Below are 19,443 nucleotides of genomic sequence, written 5' to 3' on the forward strand. Positions count from 1 at the left end.
TATTCAAAAATTTATCAGATAAACAAATTATTGTGCTTCTTTGGAAGTCTTTGTACTCTCTTGCCAATAAGCATATCAAGTGCAGACGCAAGCTTTGTTCTTGTTGCTGATGGTGTGATGACATCTTCAACATAGCCATTTGCAGCAGCCTCGAATACAGAACAGTTTTCTGCTTTGAACTTAGCAACAAGTGCTTCCTTATCAGCCTGTGGATTAGCAGAACCTTTAAGTTCCTTGCCAATCTCATCGCCAAGCATAATAACAGCAGATGCATATGGATTGAGCGGAGAAACAGACGCATTTGGATATGCAAATGTAATATCTGCATTAGAGCCTGTTCCTGCGAGTGCTACATAAAGAGCACCATAAGCTTCACCTGTGATAACCGAAATCTTTGCAGTTGTAGCCTCAGCATATGCACTTGAAACTCTTGCAGCTGATTTGAGGCAGCAGAATTTCTCTGAATCTACGAATGTAATAACCGGAATTGAGAACGCATCACAAAAACGAACGAAACGAGCAATCTTCTTGCAGGCATCTCCACTGAGAACCTTTGCACCAGCAGAAACGAAACCTACTGTAATTCCTGTAAGTGTTGCAAGTGCTGTGACTGCATCATCTCCATATGCTGCTGAAAGTTCAAGATAGCTTCCGTCATCAGCAACAAGCTCAGGAATATCATTAGCAGGAGTATTCTCTGCAACATTTTCAGAAGCATCTGCAAACTCAAAGCCAGCAGCTGTTTCTATATTATTTGCAGGAAGCATTGATGCAACATCACGAGCAATCGCAATAGCATCTTCTTCATCTTCGGCAAGAACGTGTGCTGTGCCATTTTCAAAAGCCTTTTCAGCTGTTGAACCTGTATTTACATCGAGTGAAAGCTCTGCACCCTTAGCTGCAATGACAACATCACCACAAGCTGCGATGAGTGCCTGTGTTCCAAGACAAGGGCCAAGCACAACAGAAATCTGAGGAATAACTCCAGAAAGTGCACTTGACATCTTGAGGATTTCGCCATAAGCTGTCAAAAGCTGTGAACCTTCGGTAAGTCTTCCGCCGATTGAATCATAAATTGTAATAACAGGTACACCTGTTTTTTGTGCAAGGTCATAAACCTTTTTTATTTTAGCTGCCTGAGCCTGTGACATTGCACCGCCACTTAAATCGCTATTTTGTGCGATAGCATAAACTCCTGTGCCATTAATATAGCCATAGCCTGCAACGGCCTCAGCGTAACCGCCCTCTGATTTTGCAAAAGCATCAACTTGTGTGAAAGTTGCATCATCAAAAAGCTTCTGCAAACGCATATAGCCCTTAGATGCTTCTACTTCACTTACTGCTTTAGAAAGGACATCATTTTTATTTTCGATACCCATCCCTTTTCCTCCATTCATTTGTGGTTAAACAAATTTTACATACTTTATATTATAAAGTAATTTTCTTAAAATATCAAGTAAGAATCCAAAAAAAGCCACTGGATATTATTGAATATTTGTTTATTTTTTAACTTTAATTCAATAATATCCTATATATAAACAATTATAGCATCTCAGGGTTTTTTAGTTTCTAAATGGCAACTGTTGGCATTAGTTTTATTTGAATCTTAATAACAACATCAAAATATCTTATATAGCTATATTTATTATAGAAATAATATAATTACTAAAATGTAATTAGTTAGAATTAACTTGTGCATATTTGGAGGACTTGCATATGAAAATTATTCATGCGGACATAAACGAAGCCAAAATCTTTGGAGATTTATATATACCTGATGAATCTATTTTGAAAGATAGAGTGTTGATTATTATAGGCGGAAGTGACGGCTATATAGTTTGACACAAAAACTCGCAAAAGTATTTTGTGAAAATAATATCTCGTCTTTTGCACTTGCATACTGGAATATAGCAGGAATGCCCTCGGCTCTTAGTGAAGTTTCTATCAAGGAAATTGCTAATACTGGTAATTGACTTAAAACTCAAGAATATAATAAATATGCTCTCTATGGTGTATCAAAGGGAGCTGAATATGCACTTACTGCTGCAAGCTATCTTCCAAAAATAACCTGTGTAATAGCAGTTTCTCCAATAGATTATATTATGGAAGGATTAACTATAAAAATCAAGCTTACAGGTACTTCAAGTTGGAGTTCTAAAGGAAATAGTTTTCCCTATGCTCCAATAAAAATGAAAATGCTTCGTTTAATTAGAAATTGCATAAAAGAACGGCAGGTGGATATGTATTTTATAAAGAAGCTTTACAAAATGCTAAATAAAGATGCAATTATACCTATCTGGACTATAAATGGTTCTATTCTTTTTATTTCTGCCGATGATGATAGAATATGGCCAAGCAATTAAGCATCAGAGCGTATGGTTAAACGATTAAAAGATAGAAATTTTCCATACTCTTATAAACATATCAATTATGAATATGCAAGCCACTTGATTATACCTATTCAAACAGGTATGGAAAAATATTTTAAAATAGAAAAAAACTATCCTGCCGAATGCGAAAAAAGCAAGCAGGATAGTTTAAAAGAAGTTATTCAATGCTTAGTTGAGGTATGGTGATTCGCTTTAATTATTTCTATACTATGCTTTAATTTGTGTGTTTATTCATTATGTAGAACTGGATTATTGATGCAAAATAACTGTCTACCTGAATTTGTAATTTTTTATTTCAAATATTCATCCTTAATTACAAAAGTTGACATGAAATACAGCACACTTGTTGCCGAAATATGATAATAATTTTTATATCCAAAGGCACCATGTGCAATATCGTTTCTTAAATTGAGCTTTTTTCTTTGAAATAGCAATTTCATAATTTTCAAAAATGTAGGTTCTACTTTATTTGAAAAAATAGAATAATCTAATAACTGATTTAATGTTGTTTTATTAAGAAGTAAATTTTCTTGATCTTTATTGGATGTATCCAATACTTTGACATCATTAAAAAGCTTATATGCTGCTTTATAAAATCATCTTAAATACTTCTTCACTTACCACAAAGAGCCACGGAATAACCGTAGCTCAAGTAACAATAGTTCCAATTAACACATAATTCTTTTATAAAATATTTATTATACTTTTTTGAATTATCCTTCTTAGATATGGCATATTCTTTATAGATTATGATATACATCAATCTTCTTTCATCGCTTTTATCGGACAAACATTTATACATTGATAACAGTGAACACACTTAATTTCATCTATAAGTGGGTATTCAAATCCTTCTTCATCTTCTACCATACTGATTGCCTCTTTCGGACAAATCGCATAGCAAGCTGTACATCCACAGCATTCTTCTTTTCTTTGTATATAATACTGGAAATTCTTTCATTTATTTTTCCTCTTAATTCAGTTTTAAAAAACATATCATCTTGCATTATGTACTTTTTATAATATGCAATTTTTTAAGCATTTTTCTCATTACTTCATAATACTGTCCTTTTGTAAGGCACAAATAAATAATAATCATCATTCCATATGAAAGAACTCCGGACATTATAACTATTATAAGCCAAATTACACTATACTTTGCAAATAAACTAACTATTGTAACTATTCCATACATAATTGCTCCAATTATTACATATGGAATAGCTAATTTTAAAAATTTAAAAAGTGGAAGCTCTTTTCTTACGAAAAACGAATGTGCAATCGCTACAAATGCTTCTGCAATTACAGTTCCTATTGCGGCTCCTATCGCACCAACTACCGGGATTAATAGTATATTAACTATCATATTTGCACCAGCACCACAAAACATTGAAATTATGTATTCTTTATCTCTGTTATTTGGTATCAAATATTGAGTTCTAATTACATTAGCCCAAGCTGAAAATATTAATGAAATTGATAAAATTGGAATTATTTTTCCGCAATCAGAAAATTCTGCACCATAAAAAACAACTGATAAAATAGTAGCAACTGATGCTAATCCAAAAGCTAATGGACTTGCAATTATATAAATTCCTTCTATAGATTTATTTAAATACTCTCTGGCGGTTTTAAAGTTACCTTTAGATAATAGATTTGACATTTTAGGAATCATTACTGTTCCTAAAGCGTTTATTACTCCCATTGCAATAGAAATAAATTTTTCTGAATTTTCATAATAACCTAATTGACTTATTGTTGTCATTGAGCCGAGCATAATCTTATCCATATATCTATATAGACTTGTAGCAATTGTTGGTAAAAATAAAATCAAAATTGGCAGAAAAGCTTTCGCACAATCACTCCATTTTGTTTTTACAAAATGAACATATTTTCTCAACTGAGTCCACATAGCCAATTGACCCAATAAAACTCCACCAGCCATTATAATTATGTAAAGACCCAAATCTTGTTTACTTTTTACAAACACAAGAATCAAAACAACAGTTAATAATTTAATTATTGTATTTCTTGTAACTGTTAATTTAAATTTCTCTATTCCAAAATAAAACCAATTAATATCAAAAATACCAGAAATAACATACAAAAATTGAAAGTAAAAATAAATTTTATATTCCTGTTTTGCTCCAAAGCAAACATATAACATATATATTAAACTAGATATTATTGCAATTATTAATTGTAATTTATATATACTTGAAAAAGAATAATTTAGCTTATCTTGGTCGTCTCTTACTCGAGCAATAGTACGATTTCCGTAAACACTCAATCCTAATTGTGCGAAAAGTACAAAATAATATGCTATAGAATGTGTAAACGAATAAACTCCAATCAATTCTGCACCCATAACTCGTGCAATATAAGGTGCTGTAATTAACGGAAGTATCATTATAAGTATTTGATACGCAACATTATATAAGAAATTTTTAAATACTTTCATTTACTTGATTGATTCCTCCGTTAATATTTTTCCTTTCATAATTATATAGTTGTTCAAACATAACAAAAAATCCCCAATAAGCAATTGTATTAATATGTGATTCTGTAATCATCATAATAACAAATCCTATAATTCCACAAAGTACAGGAATACAGGCGGAATTCTTTTTAATGTTCTTATGCTTTCGTAAAACATAAAATAACAGCATCAAACAAAATAAAAAGCCAATAATTCCGCCATATAAGAAGAACTCTAAATATCCATTATGTGAATACATATATTTTCCATTTACATTGATATGCCCTCCATTATAAGGCATTCCATATCCCAATAAAAATGACTTTTTAATCATATCTATAGCTTTTGACCATATTATAGTTCTATCTAAATAGTTTGATGCTTTTTGAGTATCTACAAAATATGAAACGATTGAATTGAGTCCATCATTAAAGGCTAATATCGACATAGCAATAGCAAATATAAGTATTCCCATACTCACTTTATTTACATTAAAATATTGACCAAATTTTTTAGATTTACTAAACCAATAAAAGCCAACACAAATTATCATACCAATTATTGTTGTAATAGATTTTACAATAATTGATAATACAAAACATAATAACACTATTGCTATAACTTTTTTTTGAATTTTTCCTCCTTCTAACTCACATAATACAAATCCAGAAATAATTGCCGGAAAAAAGAATTTAGTTAAACCATTTTTACTTGCTAAAAAATAAATACTATTATAATAGACTGTGTCATATCCAAGTCCATTAGGCTTAATAATCATAAATATTGTATGTAAAATTATTAAAATCGACAATCCATAAAATAGTGCCAAAAAAAAACGATGGATATCCTTTCTTGATTCCAAATATATCAGCATACAAAAACCAATTACAGATGCCATTTGTATTATTAAGCTTCTGACATTACCTCGATTAATAAGTGTTGATAGTAAAAATATTCCATAACAAATAATAATTATTATAAGTGTTTTGGGTAAGTATCTTTCAAATAACATCTTAAATACAATAATAATACATACACAAACTCTAGCCATATCCCATAATGTATTAAGTGTTGAATATTCTGGTAAAGAATTGATAGCCAATGGTTTAAAAAATAAAATGCATATAAGAATAAGAATAGGAAATCGGATTTTTTGCTTCGATATAACCATTCATCCGTACCTCCTTACAAATCAGTTATTATATAATTTTATATATGTATCTTGTAAAAACTTTGAAACATCTTTTATATCATATCCTGCAGCATATATTTTTTGAGCATTTTTTAAATTACGAGTTTCATTCATTCTTTCAGAAATTCGATTAGCCCACTTTTCACTTCCTAAACTCAATGGAAGAAATTCAAAATTATCTGTAAGATTAACTGTAGCAGTTGCCTTTAAAGCCCAACCAGACTCATTAACTGCTGTTGTCTTTGCATCATCCTGAGTTATCTGTACAGAATCAGCTGTTACCTTAAGGCTGTAATCCATATTGATATATGCCTTTAAATTTTGTTTTATGGAAATTTATATAATATTCCAAAAAAGAAAATGCACTAAGCTTATAAAAGCTCAGTGCATTTCAATATGGCTTTTTAATAGATTACATCTTGCCAAAATACTTTTTGAGATTCTCAGGTTCTTTTGTCTGGCAGAAACTATTTGTTGATGCTGTACCACAAGCCATCTTTGCTGACTTTATAGCAAGAAATTCAACTGCCTTCTTGATATTCTTCTTTGCTGACATGAGATTTTCTCCTTTCTTTTAGTATTATTTCAACCAGTATAGCTACATCGACAACTATTACAGTAGGTAATACAACTAATACTGAATCAAAACCTGTTTTATAATATATAAACATAGATAGTAAAATTTCTACAAAGGTTATTGAAATAGAAATTATCTTAAATTTTAATCTATCAAATTTATCAATCTTTTTATTTTCATTTTCAACAGGCGAGAATATTGCCATAATGATAAATGAAACTATAAATACACCTATATGAATTATGATGTTATATTCCATAAAATACTTTATATATAATTTATTTGTTATAAATACAAGCAAAGCTGATAAAGCAAAAACTGTATTGCACCTAATATAGGTTTGTGCATGGTATCCACCTGAAAAAAATCTTATTAAAGAAAGTGATACTATAAAAATTATGCTTTCAATAACACTTTGAAATAATATTCCCATTGTAAGCACTACTATGGTTCCAATTAAAGATGAAATCATAAGCTCAATTCCATACACATAAATGCTCATAGGATATTTACTTTTTTCATCAAATAATGAATTAGCTATATTTTTTGAAATTGTATGTAACATATTTACATCACCTGATTTATACTATACAGTATAAATCACGATTTTACATTAAAATGATGAAAAAGGTAACTTTTTAATTGAATTTGTCAAATAATAATTTAAAAATAAAAAATGCTCGAATTTCTTCGAGCATTTTTTATTTTTAAATTATTTATTACAATGAATTATGGCAGATACATATAAGTAATTATCTTTTTCATAACATTTTAATTCGCCATTATATTTTTTATACAATCTGAAATAATACCTATTCCCTTACCATGATTAGATTTATCTTTCTTTGTAGTGGTTAGGTTCGGATTTAAAGCAAGTATAGATTCAGTTATTCTATTTTTGCAAGTAATAACAATATAACTTTTCTTATATGATATTTCAAGAGTCATTTTTCGTTTATCATAAGGTTGTTTTTTAAGATATTCTATAGCATTATCACACATATTACCTACTATAGAAACTATATCTGTATTTTTTATATTACTAATAGCTTGTTCATTTATATTTACTTGAAAATCAATTTTACTATTTACAGCTTTTTCACGCTCAACATTTATAATCGCATTAAGCAAAGGGTTATTTGTAGATACCGGAGTATAAATTGTTTCAAGATTTTCTGATAAAGAATCACAATATTGCTTAGCTTCTTCATATTTACTTTCAGAAATTAACTTACTCAAACAAAGCATATTGTTTTTTATATCATGCTTTGTTTTTGACATATTTTCTATCTGTTCATTAGTATGTAAAATATCTTCTTTATAAAGTTGCTCTCTTTGCTCAGTAAGCAAGAGTTTTGTTTTAATCTCATTACTTTTGCTTATTTTTGTCATCATGAACCATGTTATAATTGCAATAGCTGTCATACTCAAACAAATAAATGTCAGCAGTCCAACTACTTCCGGTTGTAATTTGGTTAAAATAGATATATATACACATGAATATATAATCAGCACTGACATAATTGGAATAATCAAAAATGCCACTATATCTGTCCATTTTTTCAATTTAAGTTCTGTTTTATTAAACCTTACAATAATCAAAAGCACTAAAGCATTTGTTAAATTTATAAGTACCATACACAAGTATCTATATATAGATGCCTCAACCATAAGATTTTCAACCTTTTCATGCGTAAAATAACTCACAGTAAACGCAAAGCCAAAACTTATGACAGTATTTATCATTTGGGATATAACCGGCATGATTATCTTCACAAATATGTTTCCTTTTAGCATAATAAGCGTATATGCAATTTGTATTGATACATATAAAATTTCAGGTAAACGATTTACACTAGACGGATAAAAAGAAAAATATGTAAGTACAACAAATAGTAAAGCTACAAAAGAGAAAAATCCTATATAATCTTTTTTAGTTTTCTTCCCTTTATTAAATAATAAAAATAAAAATCCTATAAACATAAAAGACTGAAATATATTTATACAAATTTCGACTATTGCATCAATCATCATCGACCACCAAACTTTCGTAATATTTGTTATTTACATCGCTATAATATTTTCTTGATAAAGGTACTCTATCTCCATTATCGAGCAACACAGATTTTTGTTCTATTTCAAAAACATATCTAAGATTTACTAAACATCCAATATGTGTTCTTACAAAATTTTGTGAGACCAAATCAGCAAACTTTTCTTCTATTGTAGTTCTCTCTTTATAAACTCCATTTACAGTATGAAACCAAACATAATTTTGAATTTTCTCAATATATATAATATCTTTTGTATATACAGTAATCAAATTTCTTCCGTTTTTTATAGTATATTTTTGTCTTTTCTGATTTATTTTTTCATAAATCTTACAAATGCAATCTTCAAGAACTCTGTTAATATCTTTTTTTCTGATAAATGTATAAGGAAACTCTTTCAAAGCTTCATAAACCAGATTTTCCTTACTTGTAACAAAAGCTATATAAGGAAATTCTTTCGGATTATAAGATTTATTTATTTCTTTCAGAGCAGTTATTCCATCTGTTATCGGCATATCTATATCCAACAATATAAGATGATAATTCCTATATATACTCATAATATTTATTGCATTATTAAAAGTATCAATATCATATTCAAATTCCATTTTATTACATATATTGATTACATCCGATTTAAGATTTTCTACAAAAGTTTGCTCGTCATCAATTATAGCAATATTCATACCTACTCCACCAATTATCCCTAAAATAAAAACATAATCACTTATAATAAAGTATATATTTAATATCACAAAAAATCAACCTAAAAATTATATTTATCAAAATAAAAATCTCGATTAAGCTAAATGCCTAATCGAGATTTTATTAAAATCATTTAATTTTTGCTGTTGCTTTCAGCTTATTAATAAACATAAACCCTGCAACTACAAGAAGTACGCCCATACCAAAAGATATGAAATACGCTATTCCTTTATTACCTGTTTCAGGAAGAACAGGTAATTTTCTGTTGACAATTTCAATCTTTTGAATAAGCGAATTATTTGTAACTATTTTGGGTTCTGCTGTCAAAATGTATCCCTCAGGCGAGCATATTTCTTTGATACAATATTCATCACGCAAAAGCTTATCAAATGTAGCTTTGCCCTCAGAATTTGTAGTTTGAACGCCCGAAATATACCATGTTTTATCATTATATACTATAACCTTGTCTGGACTAAAATCCAAAGCCTCATATTCGCTATCAGAAAGTTGGTCGCTCTGAACCGGACTATAAATCGCAAATATAGCGCCTTCAAGCTTAATTTCAGAATCTTCGTCATCTACTTTAGTTATTTCTGCTGACCATTCATTATATCTGTTATTGCAAAGCAATACCTGATTTTTATTATAAGAATATGTAAATGTCATAGAATTTTGAGATATATAATTCCAAGAATTAAGCTCATAAATATCATCAGTAGGCAGTTCAACTATAGTATATTTCTGACCATTAATCCATTTAAGCTTATCATATTCTAAATCAAGTTTCTTTGAAGCGAAACTTTTACCACTCAAAACAGTTAAATCTATTTTCTGATATGGAGTATTATTATTTTCTAAAGCCTGAATTAACTCATCAGCAGTTGAATATTTTCCGCTATACTTTTCTCCCTTATAAACTAAGAAGGAGAAAGTAGTATCTTGCTTTACAGTATAAGTATTACCCTCTATATCAACAAGTGTTTTTTGAATCATTGGTGTTTCTGTAATTTGTACGCCTACTGACAAAGGCATAGCTTCAAGCTCAGTTTTCTGACTATCATTCAAAATATAATGGTAACCAAAACTATTCCAAGCTTTTTGACCAGCAATCGCACCATCATCTGCTTTAGCATTGAAACTAATTTCTACAACAGCCTTATTTTCAACCAAGTTTTCATCGTTAATTATAAGGCGAACAGCTTCAGCATTTTCTGAACTTTCTGACCATGTAGAAACTCCTTTCCAATCAGAACTTGTAAGAGAGCTATCTTTTTTAAAGCCAATTGTATATTCACTAGATTCAAGTGTTTTAGTATTTCCATTAGAGTATGTAATCTTAACCACAAAGTTTGGATTTTCAGAAAGATGTACAGCAAATTCGCTTCCTCGCAAAGCGGTAGAATCAAACGGACTCGTATCATTAAGCTTAGGAAGAGTATCTATCAACACAAGTCTTTTCATAGTAGAATTTGTTTCGTTTTTAACAGAAAGAGTATACCTAAATTCATTTTTCTTATTATTTAAGGTAATATAATTTTTCTCTTGGTTTGAATCAGTTTTATTATCTGTATTATTTATTTCAAATACTTCTTTAATAGAAGAAGTCAATGCACCAAAGCTTATATTTAGCGGTGAGTTATTGGTAACTCCTATTAAAGTCTTTCCGTCACTATCATAAACAAGTGAACCCTGTGTTGTAGAACTAAAACTCTGTTTATTAGGAATAAGAACAGCAGTATTAGTATAAACCGTATTAACAATCTGACCCGTTACATTAACACTAGAAAGAGATAAATCAACATAACCTCCTTCTTCCGGAATAGAGAATCCTTTATCTGCAAAACGTATAGACAAAACCTCTTGTCCTTTATCATTTTTGCTTATTGAAATAGAAATATTTACATAAGAACCATTGTTATCACTAATAGGTACAATAACTTCTGTTCCGTCAAATGGGATTGTACATTCGTTATTATTATAATTAGACCTTATTCTTATAGAATCATCTGTTTTTGTTCTTTCTGAAAGTATTGTAATAAAGTTTTCAAATTTTTTAACTTCAGAAGTTTGAGTATTATCATACATCTTAAGACTCAAGCTTCCCGTCAAAGAATATCTTATAGGTAGTGTATCAGTTATTGTATAGTCAGTTATTGACCTAAAGCCTGAATTATGCATTCTTACACGCCAATTTACTACAGCTTGTGGAGGAGCATCGGTAACATATCTTATTATGTTTCCATTAGTATCAACATACGAATCTGTATAATTCGTAATTCCAGGACTAATACCTCCGCGAGAAACGGTTACATTAGAAATCAACCATTTTCCTGAACCATTAAAGCCATATTTAGAGTGTACATTTTTAGCATCGTCAATAGCTCTTGTGCCATCATTTTGATCCATATGTTCATCATTAAGTTTTCCATTAACTGAAACATCGTCTGAACTTACTGAATTTACATCTGCATTAAGGTAATCGTAATAATTCATTCCGATAGTATTAACCGCTTTATCATATGAATCTTCTATAAGTCCAATATCGCAGACATATGAAAATGCAATAGCCTCTCCTTTTTCAAGGTAAAGTTTATTTCTGATTTCATCATATTTCACTGCGGAATCTTTCTGTTCAATCTTAGAGAATTTAAAGCTAAGTGTTCCGTCATTATTTTTCTCGCAATTTACATTAACAGACAAGAATTTTATATCATCAGTCGATGAATTTTTTATATTCACAAGAAAATTTGATGAATTATCGCTTGTTATCATAGTATCTGATAAGGTTTGATTTACTATCGGAGAATTTCCTGAATTCATTGTTAGATATGTAAAACCTTCAGGAAGCTTATCTTGCATATCGTTAAGATAAAGCCTATTATCCCCATTATTATACAGCACAACATAATACATTATTGCACGGTTTGTGTAATCACGATTATTATAATAGACTCTGCTGGAAGTTTCTACACATTTTATATTATTACTACCATTAATAGAATATTTCAATGTGCTATAAACGCCCTTCTGTAATAAAGCTTCGCCCTTGCCTATCAAACCATGACTTACATAAGATGGATAATCATAAACAATAAAAGTGTTATAAAGCTTATTACCTTTCATGTAACTACAATAATTTTTCCATATTGTAGCATCACTTGGGAAATCCAACTTAACATAAATATAGAAGTTTTTATTTGCCTGTAGAGTTATGCTTGTATCAGATGACCATTTTATAGTTTGAGCCGTACTGTCATTTGAATCTTTTTCTATGCTCCAGCTATCTAAATTTTCAGCAATTACACCCTCTGTTTCCTGCCAGCTAAGAGATACATTTTTATCCTTTTCCCAACTGAAAAAACCTCCATTTGTAGGAAGATTATCTAAAATATTATCACCTGTTACTGTAATATCAAAATTATTTTTATTAAAAAATGCAAGTCGATAATATACACTTTCTCCTACTTTAATGTCAGAATAATCATCATCATCTACTGTATATGTACCATCGTTATTTTTATAAACAATTTTCTTATTGAAATCAAGTAATGAGCCTCCTCCAAAAACTGATGCATAGAGTCTGTCATTTTTCTTATCATTCATCCAAATTGTATTTGAGACATTATATCGAGTAGAAGTAAAAACATCTAAATCAACTATCGTCTCATAATTTAGATTTATATAGTATCTTTCACCTTCAAGGTGTGAAAAATACCATTTAATCTTAGTATCAAGTCCAGAAGTAGATTTAGATACCTTTATAGTATCAGCTATAAATTTAGTACCTTCATCATCTACACCAACAACTACATTTCTATATGTTCCAGGTTTATTAAGCTTATAATATTCTTTACTGTCAACCGTAACCTTAGATAAGCCCATACTTGAAAGTGCCATATTATCTTCAACAGAAACAAGTAAAGATTGTGTACCTGAAATATCATCAACCATCGGTAAATTATCGTAAGTTCCATCGCCATAATGATTAAATGTAACGAGATTATCCAAAACCTGATTTACAGGTACATTGAAATTATCTTCCAATGGTTCAGATTGTCCATGTGCATAGACTAATTTATTCAGAATAGCCTCGCTCCTTATCTCAGTTATCTGACTCATATTTGTTTCTCTCACTTTGACATTTTCTTTTTTATATAAAAATGCCATATTTTGAATATTCATAAATTTGTTACTATACTCAACCGGTTTATCATTTGTGTCGATAAGCTGAAAAGTATCTTTAGTATTCGAATAGATTATATAATTTTGGATACTACCTCCGTTAAGCTTATAACACTCGTTACTGTCATTAAGCGTCCATTCTACTATATATTTAGTTTTATTGACATTATAGAAACCTAATTCATCAAAAATATCTTTAAGGCTAAGATTATCTGTAACTTTATAAATTTTTGATTCAGTAGCTAACTGTATGTTATCGCCATTCCATGATATTATCAACTTATCCGTGGTATAATCCATATCATCCGAGTTAGCCGCATTCTTATAGGCTGTCTTACCATCATAAGCTTTAACTGCTGTTTTCGATTTTGACAACATAGCATCGCAAATAGTTACTTTCAGCTTTTTGCCAAATTCGTCATTCAACATTTTCTCTATATTTTCCGGTTTAATATATAACAAGTTTGGCAATTCATCATATATTCTATAAGAAGTTTTTTCAGAATCAACATATGCCGCAGCACCGGTATTTTTCAAACAAATTGTATATGTAGTCGTTTCACCTAAATATTTTGGTCTTTTCAAAACACCTTTACTAAATTGAAGCTCCGCTTCTTTTAGAATAAATTTAGCCTCAGCCTGTTGAATATCTGTTTGTTTATCGGCAGTGTAGGTATAGTGTACAACAGAATATATATTATTCATTATAGAAAGTTCATTAACCGTTGCCTGATTTAATATACCTGAATCTATGTATATAGTTTCCTTACTTATTGTAAAATCACAATCTGATAAAGCTATTTCACTTTTTTCATTTGTATTATATCTTCTCCAATGGAAAAGCAGAGTATTATGTTCATCGCTCCATTCCACATTAAAGTTATATCCTTGACCAATTGTGGCTATCACCATATCGCCTACATAAATTTTATTACTAATTGTGCGTATGTCACCACTTTTAATTGCAGAAATAACCTCAGGATTCCACGAAAAGTATTCAGGCAAAACTACATAATCATAAAAATCAACTGATTTTACAAAATCCTTGCCATCACTAAGTGTTTCGTCTGTTTTTCTTTTAAATTTTACTTTCCATGTAATATTGTTATCAGGAAGCACATTGCCTTTACCATCGCCAATAAGATATAATTTAGCGTTTCCTGCTTTTTCTTTACTTGTGATAAAATCATCAGCTTTAGTTGTCCAGTATGATTGAATAGAATCAGAAAAATCCTTAGATTCAACACAATCTACAATAGTTCCTTTCTGTGATTCAGCCTGTTCTTTTGTAAGCTTAAAGCCCCAAATTTTCAATTCGCCGCCCGGAGAAGTTGGCGAAATATAATTGGCTGTAAGCAAAGCTATGGCTGTAGAACCTGCATAATTGGTAAAATCAACATAGCAAATATTTTCAACATCAGTAGCAAAACATTCTGCCTTTATAGCATTATCAAATTCCAGAGACTGTCCCTTTCCAATAGAAAAAACGCCTTCAGGGTCAGAAAACTCAAAATAAATACGATATACAACATCTTCGTAGGTTCCCTGTTGCATCTGTATATTTATATTAGCATTTTGACCTGTTAAAAATTTATATCCTCCATAATTACCATTTGCAATCCATTCGCCAGTATTTTTGGTATTAACATAAAGAGAAAAATTGTCATCGTTTTCAAATCGTATTATGTTTTTACCATTCATTGATTGACTATATTTTACATTACCGGATTCACTTTTAAGTGCTGTATTTATAAAAGCACGAATACCAATTTTTATATTAGGATTTGTAAAGCTTTCAGCCGCTTTTTCTTCGCTATCTGCACCATTTATGTTTCCAAGCTTAGAACAATTTGCAAAACCATAAGGATTTATTATTTCTACTACACTTGGGTCTGCAAAATTTACACTTGTAAGGTCAACTGCCAACTTAAAAGCGTCTTTTCCAACCTCATTAACGATGCAATTTACATCCGTTTCAGGAGTTATTGTTTTCGGTATAGTAACATTTTTAAGCCCATAAGGCACATAAGCAACACTCGCAGTAAGAGTTGTTTTATCATATTTATATACCACACCCTGCTCGTCTACCCATATTGTACCATACAAAGTGTTAAGCGGAGTTGGCATATCTTCAAATTCAGGATTTATTATATCAATTTGGTTAGGGCCAACAAAAAGTATTTTATCTGTCAAAGCATTTTTTAGTATAGTCTTAAATCCTGTTATTAAACTACCATGTTTGCTGGTAACTATTTTATCGACATTCTTTCCGATAGTCAACTCATATTTATTTACCCTATTCTGCTGTGATTGATAACCTGAAACATATTTAGCGTCAAAATATACTTTCTGAAGATTTGGTGTACACATTCCCAGTGAATAATCCATTATACCTGTTACTGTACTTGGAATATAAATCTCCTCAAGCAGATTGCCATCATGATAATAAAAGTAATTTCCTACTACACCTCCATCTGGAATTTTTAGCTTTTTAAGATTTGTAGCATAATCAAAAAACCATGCATTTTCTATAACAACTCCTTCTTCTACTGTTATTTCTTCTACTGATGAATTATTAAAAACCCATTGTGAATTTATTTTACTTGTTACAGTAGCAGGAATTGTTACTTTTTCTAAGTTTGTTGTCTTAATAAATGCACTGCTACAATTAAGGTTAGTAACGAAGCTCGGTATAGTATATTCCTTGTCTGCTTTTTTAGCAGGATACCAGACTAACTGCACTTCACCATTGTCTAAACGCTTAAACAAAACATTATCCTTTACAAAATATGTTCCGTTATCATTATTATCTCCTATACTTATTTCCTCTAAAACACTTATATCATTTGGAAAAATTGATTTTATGCTTGAAGGTAATTTTAATTTCGTAATATAACATGAACCAAAAGAGGTTGCACCTATATTTTCTACGCCTTCTTCTAATATCAGCGAATCAATTTTGACACGGTTCCCCAAAAATGCTGCGTACCCTAAGTTTTTAACACTTCCGGGGATTACAATATTACTAAAATTGTTCATAGCTAATGCCTGCGATCTTATTTCTGTAACAGTATTGCCTATATATAGTTCAGTGCTTCTGTCGCTTAAAATACTGACATTTGAAAATGCATTATCACCTATGACTGTTATGCCATCCTCAATCACTAACTTAGTAACATTCAAATAACCCTTTTGCACCCATGGTGTATCGTTCCTACTTGAATAATTTGGTATAGGTCCTGTACCTGAAATAGTAAGCGTAGATGTTCCAGTTATGTCATTTTTGGTATATGTCCAGCTCGCAGTATCTGTAACTGCTCCGCCGTCAACATATTTTTCAACACCTGTGAAACTTGAACGCATAGCAAGCATTTTCCCCTTGGCAACGTTCCACTCTAATAAGAAGTCCTCTCGTTCAGAAGAATCTTTCATAGCTCTATCAAAATTCTCGCCACTACCGAAAAAAACTCTCATTTCAATTTTTTCCGAATTTGCATTTTGGGCTTGTTTTTCAGATTTTACTCTCTCTATAATTTCACTTTCAGAAAGAGCAATTTCCTTACCATTCTCATCAATGGTGGTTTTCGGTTCATAGTCATTTATGTCACTCTTTGTCGCAACATATATTCCTGAAGTACATTTCAAAGAAAACTCGCTCGATTCTTCGCCTTCAAGCTCAAACCAGTAATTAACCGCACCATCATCAGCGATATACCTATTAAGAGTAATTTTCTTTCCGTTATCATCTGTAATCTCAGTTTTATCATTTTCATCAAAAGAATATTCATCAGATAAACCTGCACCAACGCTACTAAGAGTTAAGACAAAACATTTATCAGAACCAATCGCATTTGCCTTAACTTTTATAGGAATAATATTTCCCATTTTTGTTTGTGAATTTTCTACAATAATTTCTGAACTTTCTTTTGCAATGCTTGTTGCCGGTTTAAGCGAAACAAATATCGCAAAAACAGTTATGAAAATAAATATTGCTCCTGCATCTGTAATAGATTTTTTAAGTCGAAAACTATTTGTAAGAATTCTCTCTTTCATAAAAAACACCTCTTTAAAGCTCTTTGTACAATACCACTATAAATAATTACAACTGTGCAGATTTATTTATTTAATTATATTATTTTTAGTTCTATTAGTCAATATAACAAATAACAGTTTTAATTTTCTTTAGTTTTAAATTTTGTTGGTATAATAGTAGCAAAAAACTGACAGTATTATTATATTCTGTCAGTTTTAAATAAAAATCAATATATAAAATTATTTTCCAAACTCTGCAAGAATCAATTCTTTGTTATGCTCAGTTGCCCAGCTTATACTCCAATCACTTGTAAAAAGCAAGAGGTGATTGCCCTTTAAGTCTTCAATACGCTTTGTATCAGACGCAAGGTCGAGAGTTTTCGGGTCTAAGTCTTCATTTTCTATCCAACGAATACGGTCATATGGAAGTCCCTCCATAATAATATCAACACCATACTCGTTTTTAAGTCTATATTCAAGAACATCAAATTGAAGTACGCCGACAACTCCGACTATAACTTCTTCCATACCGCTGTCAAGTTCTCTGAAAATCTGAATAGCACCCTCTTGTGCAATCTGCGTAATACCCTTAACAAACTGTTTACGCTTCATAGTATCTTTCAGACGAACCTTGTTGAAATGCTCCGGTGCAAAGGTAGGTATACCCTCAAACTTAAATTTAGCATTCGGTGAACATACTGTATCGCCTATTGAGAAAATACCTGGGTCGAATACGCCGATAATATCTCCTGCATAAGCCTCGTCAATAACTTCCCTATCCTGAGCCATAAGCTGTTGAGGCTGTGAAAGACGCATTTTCTTGTTGCCCTGAACATGATAAACTTCCATAGCTTTCTCATATTTTCCCGAACAGATACGCATAAACGCAATTCTGTCACGATGAGCCTTATTCATATTTGCCTGAATCTTGAAAACAAAAGCGGAAAAACGGTCATCAAACGGGTCAACCTCACCGTCAACGGTTTTTCTTGGGAGCGGTGGAGTTGTCATATTGATAAACTCGTTAAGGAATGGCTCAACACCGAAATTCGTCAACGCAGAACCAAAAAATACAGGTGTAAGTCTGCCATGTCGAACATCGTCAAGATTAAGTTCATCGCCCGCTCCGTCAAGAAGCTCAATATCATCTCTGAGAGTCTGAGCGAGGTCATCACCTATCTTCTTATCCAAGTCTGGGTCATCAATTTTAAGTTCGTCCGTATCTACTTCACGCTGACCGTTATTTGCGGTGAAAGCAAGGATTTCATTCTTTTTGCGGTCATAAACACCCTTGAATTCCTTACCACAGCCAATAGGCCAGTTAATCGGACAAGTTTTAATGCCAAGAACATCTTCAATATCCTCAAGCAAATCATATGGGCTTTTTGCTTCTCTATCCATTTTATTTATGAATGTAAAAATCGGAATATCACGAAGCAAACAAACCTTAAAGAGCTTTTTAGTTTGATTCTCAACACCCTTTGAAGCGTCAATAACCATAACTGCGGAGTCTGCAGCCATAAGGGTTCTGTAAGTATCCTCCGAGAAGTCTTGGTGTCCAGGAGTGTCTATAATATTGATACAACAGCCATTATATTCAAACTGCATAACGGAGGAAGTAACAGAAATACCTCTCTGCTTTTCAATTTCCATCCAGTCAGAAACAGCGTGTTTATCGGTTTTCTTTCCCTTAACCGAGCCGGCAAGCTGAATCGCTCCGCTATAAAGCAAAAGTTTTTCGGTAAGCGTTGTTTTACCCGCATCAGGGTGCGAGATTATCGCAAATGTTCTTCTCTTTTCTATCATTTCTCTATTACTTGGCAAACTGATTCCTC

Annotated in this window: 14 protein-coding genes and 1 pseudogene; 3 read left to right on the forward strand and 12 right to left on the reverse strand. The window is 31.0% G+C overall.

Annotated features, from left to right (window positions below):
* Positions 1-14: 14 nt before the first annotated feature.
* A complete protein-coding gene (locus tag ACLU24_RS11070; protein ID WP_412612659.1) occupies positions 15-1,379 on the reverse strand; it encodes a carboxyl transferase domain-containing protein in 1,365 nt (454 codons plus the stop codon).
* Positions 1,380-1,716: 337 nt separating this feature from the next.
* Between ACLU24_RS11070 and ACLU24_RS11075 the strand changes: the two genes are divergently transcribed.
* From ACLU24_RS11075 to ACLU24_RS11085, 3 genes and pseudogenes are all read left to right on the forward strand, one after another.
* The gene (locus ACLU24_RS11075; RefSeq protein ID WP_412612660.1) at positions 1,717-1,842 is read left to right on the forward strand and encodes a hypothetical protein; all 126 of its coding nucleotides are present in this window, start codon (positions 1,717-1,719) and stop codon (positions 1,840-1,842) included.
* Between the two features lie 161 nt (positions 1,843-2,003).
* Positions 2,004-2,363 (forward strand): annotated as a pseudogene (locus ACLU24_RS11080) (acyl-CoA thioester hydrolase/BAAT C-terminal domain-containing protein); the annotation flags it as partial.
* A 12-nt stretch (positions 2,364-2,375) separates the two neighbouring features.
* Positions 2,376-2,576 carry a hypothetical protein gene (locus ACLU24_RS11085; protein WP_412612661.1) on the forward strand — a complete coding sequence of 67 codons (201 nt, stop codon included), beginning with the start codon at positions 2,376-2,378 and terminating at the stop codon, positions 2,574-2,576.
* Between the two features lie 104 nt (positions 2,577-2,680).
* Here the strand turns inward: ACLU24_RS11085 and ACLU24_RS11090 are convergent, their stop codons facing one another.
* The 11 genes from ACLU24_RS11090 to ACLU24_RS11140 form a co-directional block, all read right to left on the reverse strand.
* Complete coding sequence (locus tag ACLU24_RS11090) at positions 2,681-2,944, reverse strand: DUF4209 domain-containing protein (RefSeq protein WP_412612663.1); 264 nt, start codon at positions 2,942-2,944, stop codon at positions 2,681-2,683.
* Between the two features lie 205 nt (positions 2,945-3,149).
* Positions 3,150-3,260, reverse strand: a complete 111-nt coding sequence (locus tag ACLU24_RS11095) for a 4Fe-4S dicluster domain-containing protein (protein WP_412612664.1) — start codon at positions 3,258-3,260, stop codon at positions 3,150-3,152.
* A 136-nt stretch (positions 3,261-3,396) separates the two neighbouring features.
* Positions 3,397-4,851: an oligosaccharide flippase family protein gene (locus ACLU24_RS11100; protein WP_412612666.1), complete on the reverse strand. Its 1,455-nt coding sequence runs from the start codon at positions 4,849-4,851 to the stop codon at positions 3,397-3,399.
* A complete protein-coding gene (locus ACLU24_RS11105; protein WP_412612668.1) occupies positions 4,838-6,040 on the reverse strand; it encodes an O-antigen ligase family protein in 1,203 nt (400 codons plus the stop codon). Before ACLU24_RS11105 ends, ACLU24_RS11100 begins: the two co-directional genes overlap by 14 nt.
* A gap of 21 nt (positions 6,041-6,061) precedes the next feature.
* Positions 6,062-6,361 carry a hypothetical protein gene (locus ACLU24_RS11110; protein ID WP_412612670.1) on the reverse strand — a complete coding sequence of 100 codons (300 nt, stop codon included), beginning with the start codon at positions 6,359-6,361 and terminating at the stop codon, positions 6,062-6,064.
* A gap of 112 nt (positions 6,362-6,473) precedes the next feature.
* Complete coding sequence (locus ACLU24_RS11115) at positions 6,474-6,617, reverse strand: hypothetical protein (RefSeq protein WP_412612671.1); 144 nt, start codon at positions 6,615-6,617, stop codon at positions 6,474-6,476.
* Complete coding sequence (locus tag ACLU24_RS11120) at positions 6,583-7,203, reverse strand: accessory gene regulator ArgB-like protein (RefSeq protein ID WP_412612672.1); 621 nt, start codon at positions 7,201-7,203, stop codon at positions 6,583-6,585. The genes ACLU24_RS11115 and ACLU24_RS11120 overlap by 35 nt, the downstream gene beginning before the upstream one ends.
* Positions 7,204-7,409: 206 nt before the next feature.
* On the reverse strand, positions 7,410-8,669 hold the full coding sequence (locus ACLU24_RS11125; RefSeq protein WP_412612673.1) for a sensor histidine kinase: 1,260 nt from the start codon (positions 8,667-8,669) through the stop codon (positions 7,410-7,412).
* Positions 8,662-9,375, reverse strand: coding sequence for a LytR/AlgR family response regulator transcription factor (locus ACLU24_RS11130; protein ID WP_412612675.1), 714 nt, complete (start codon positions 9,373-9,375; stop codon positions 8,662-8,664). Before ACLU24_RS11130 ends, ACLU24_RS11125 begins: the two co-directional genes overlap by 8 nt.
* Before the next feature lie 148 nt (positions 9,376-9,523).
* Positions 9,524-17,629 carry a leucine-rich repeat protein gene (locus ACLU24_RS11135; protein ID WP_412612676.1) on the reverse strand — a complete coding sequence of 2,702 codons (8,106 nt, stop codon included), beginning with the start codon at positions 17,627-17,629 and terminating at the stop codon, positions 9,524-9,526.
* A 219-nt stretch (positions 17,630-17,848) separates the two neighbouring features.
* Positions 17,849-19,414 (reverse strand): peptide chain release factor 3, encoded by a 1,566-nt coding sequence (locus ACLU24_RS11140; protein WP_412612763.1) that lies wholly within the window; start codon positions 19,412-19,414, stop codon positions 17,849-17,851.
* Between the last annotated feature and the right edge of the window lie 29 nt (positions 19,415-19,443).

Source organism: Pseudoruminococcus sp., assembly GCF_047012705.1.
GTDB lineage: Bacteria > Bacillota > Clostridia > Oscillospirales > Acutalibacteraceae > Pseudoruminococcus.

Excerpts from the sequence above, each read along its gene's own strand:
- ACLU24_RS11070 (WP_412612659.1), bottom strand. The coding sequence starts at position 1,379 with ATGGGTATCGAAAATAAAAATGATGTCCTTTCTAAAGCAGTAAGTGAA.
- ACLU24_RS11075 (WP_412612660.1), top strand. The coding sequence starts at position 1,717 with ATGAAAATTATTCATGCGGACATAAACGAAGCCAAAATCTTTGGAGAT.
- ACLU24_RS11085 (WP_412612661.1), top strand. The coding sequence starts at position 2,376 with ATGGTTAAACGATTAAAAGATAGAAATTTTCCATACTCTTATAAACAT.
- ACLU24_RS11095 (WP_412612664.1), bottom strand. The coding sequence starts at position 3,260 with ATGGTAGAAGATGAAGAAGGATTTGAATACCCACTTATAGATGAAATT.
- ACLU24_RS11100 (WP_412612666.1), bottom strand. The coding sequence starts at position 4,851 with ATGAAAGTATTTAAAAATTTCTTATATAATGTTGCGTATCAAATACTT.
- ACLU24_RS11105 (WP_412612668.1), bottom strand. The coding sequence starts at position 6,040 with ATGGTTATATCGAAGCAAAAAATCCGATTTCCTATTCTTATTCTTATA.
- ACLU24_RS11110 (WP_412612670.1), bottom strand. The coding sequence starts at position 6,361 with ATGGATTACAGCCTTAAGGTAACAGCTGATTCTGTACAGATAACTCAG.
- ACLU24_RS11115 (WP_412612671.1), bottom strand. The coding sequence starts at position 6,617 with ATGTCAGCAAAGAAGAATATCAAGAAGGCAGTTGAATTTCTTGCTATA.
- ACLU24_RS11120 (WP_412612672.1), bottom strand. The coding sequence starts at position 7,203 with ATGTTACATACAATTTCAAAAAATATAGCTAATTCATTATTTGATGAA.
- ACLU24_RS11125 (WP_412612673.1), bottom strand. The coding sequence starts at position 8,669 with ATGATTGATGCAATAGTCGAAATTTGTATAAATATATTTCAGTCTTTT.
- ACLU24_RS11130 (WP_412612675.1), bottom strand. The coding sequence starts at position 9,375 with ATGAATATTGCTATAATTGATGACGAGCAAACTTTTGTAGAAAATCTT.
- ACLU24_RS11135 (WP_412612676.1), bottom strand. The coding sequence starts at position 17,629 with ATGAAAGAGAGAATTCTTACAAATAGTTTTCGACTTAAAAAATCTATT.
- ACLU24_RS11140 (WP_412612763.1), bottom strand. The coding sequence starts at position 19,414 with ATGATAGAAAAGAGAAGAACATTTGCGATAATCTCGCACCCTGATGCG.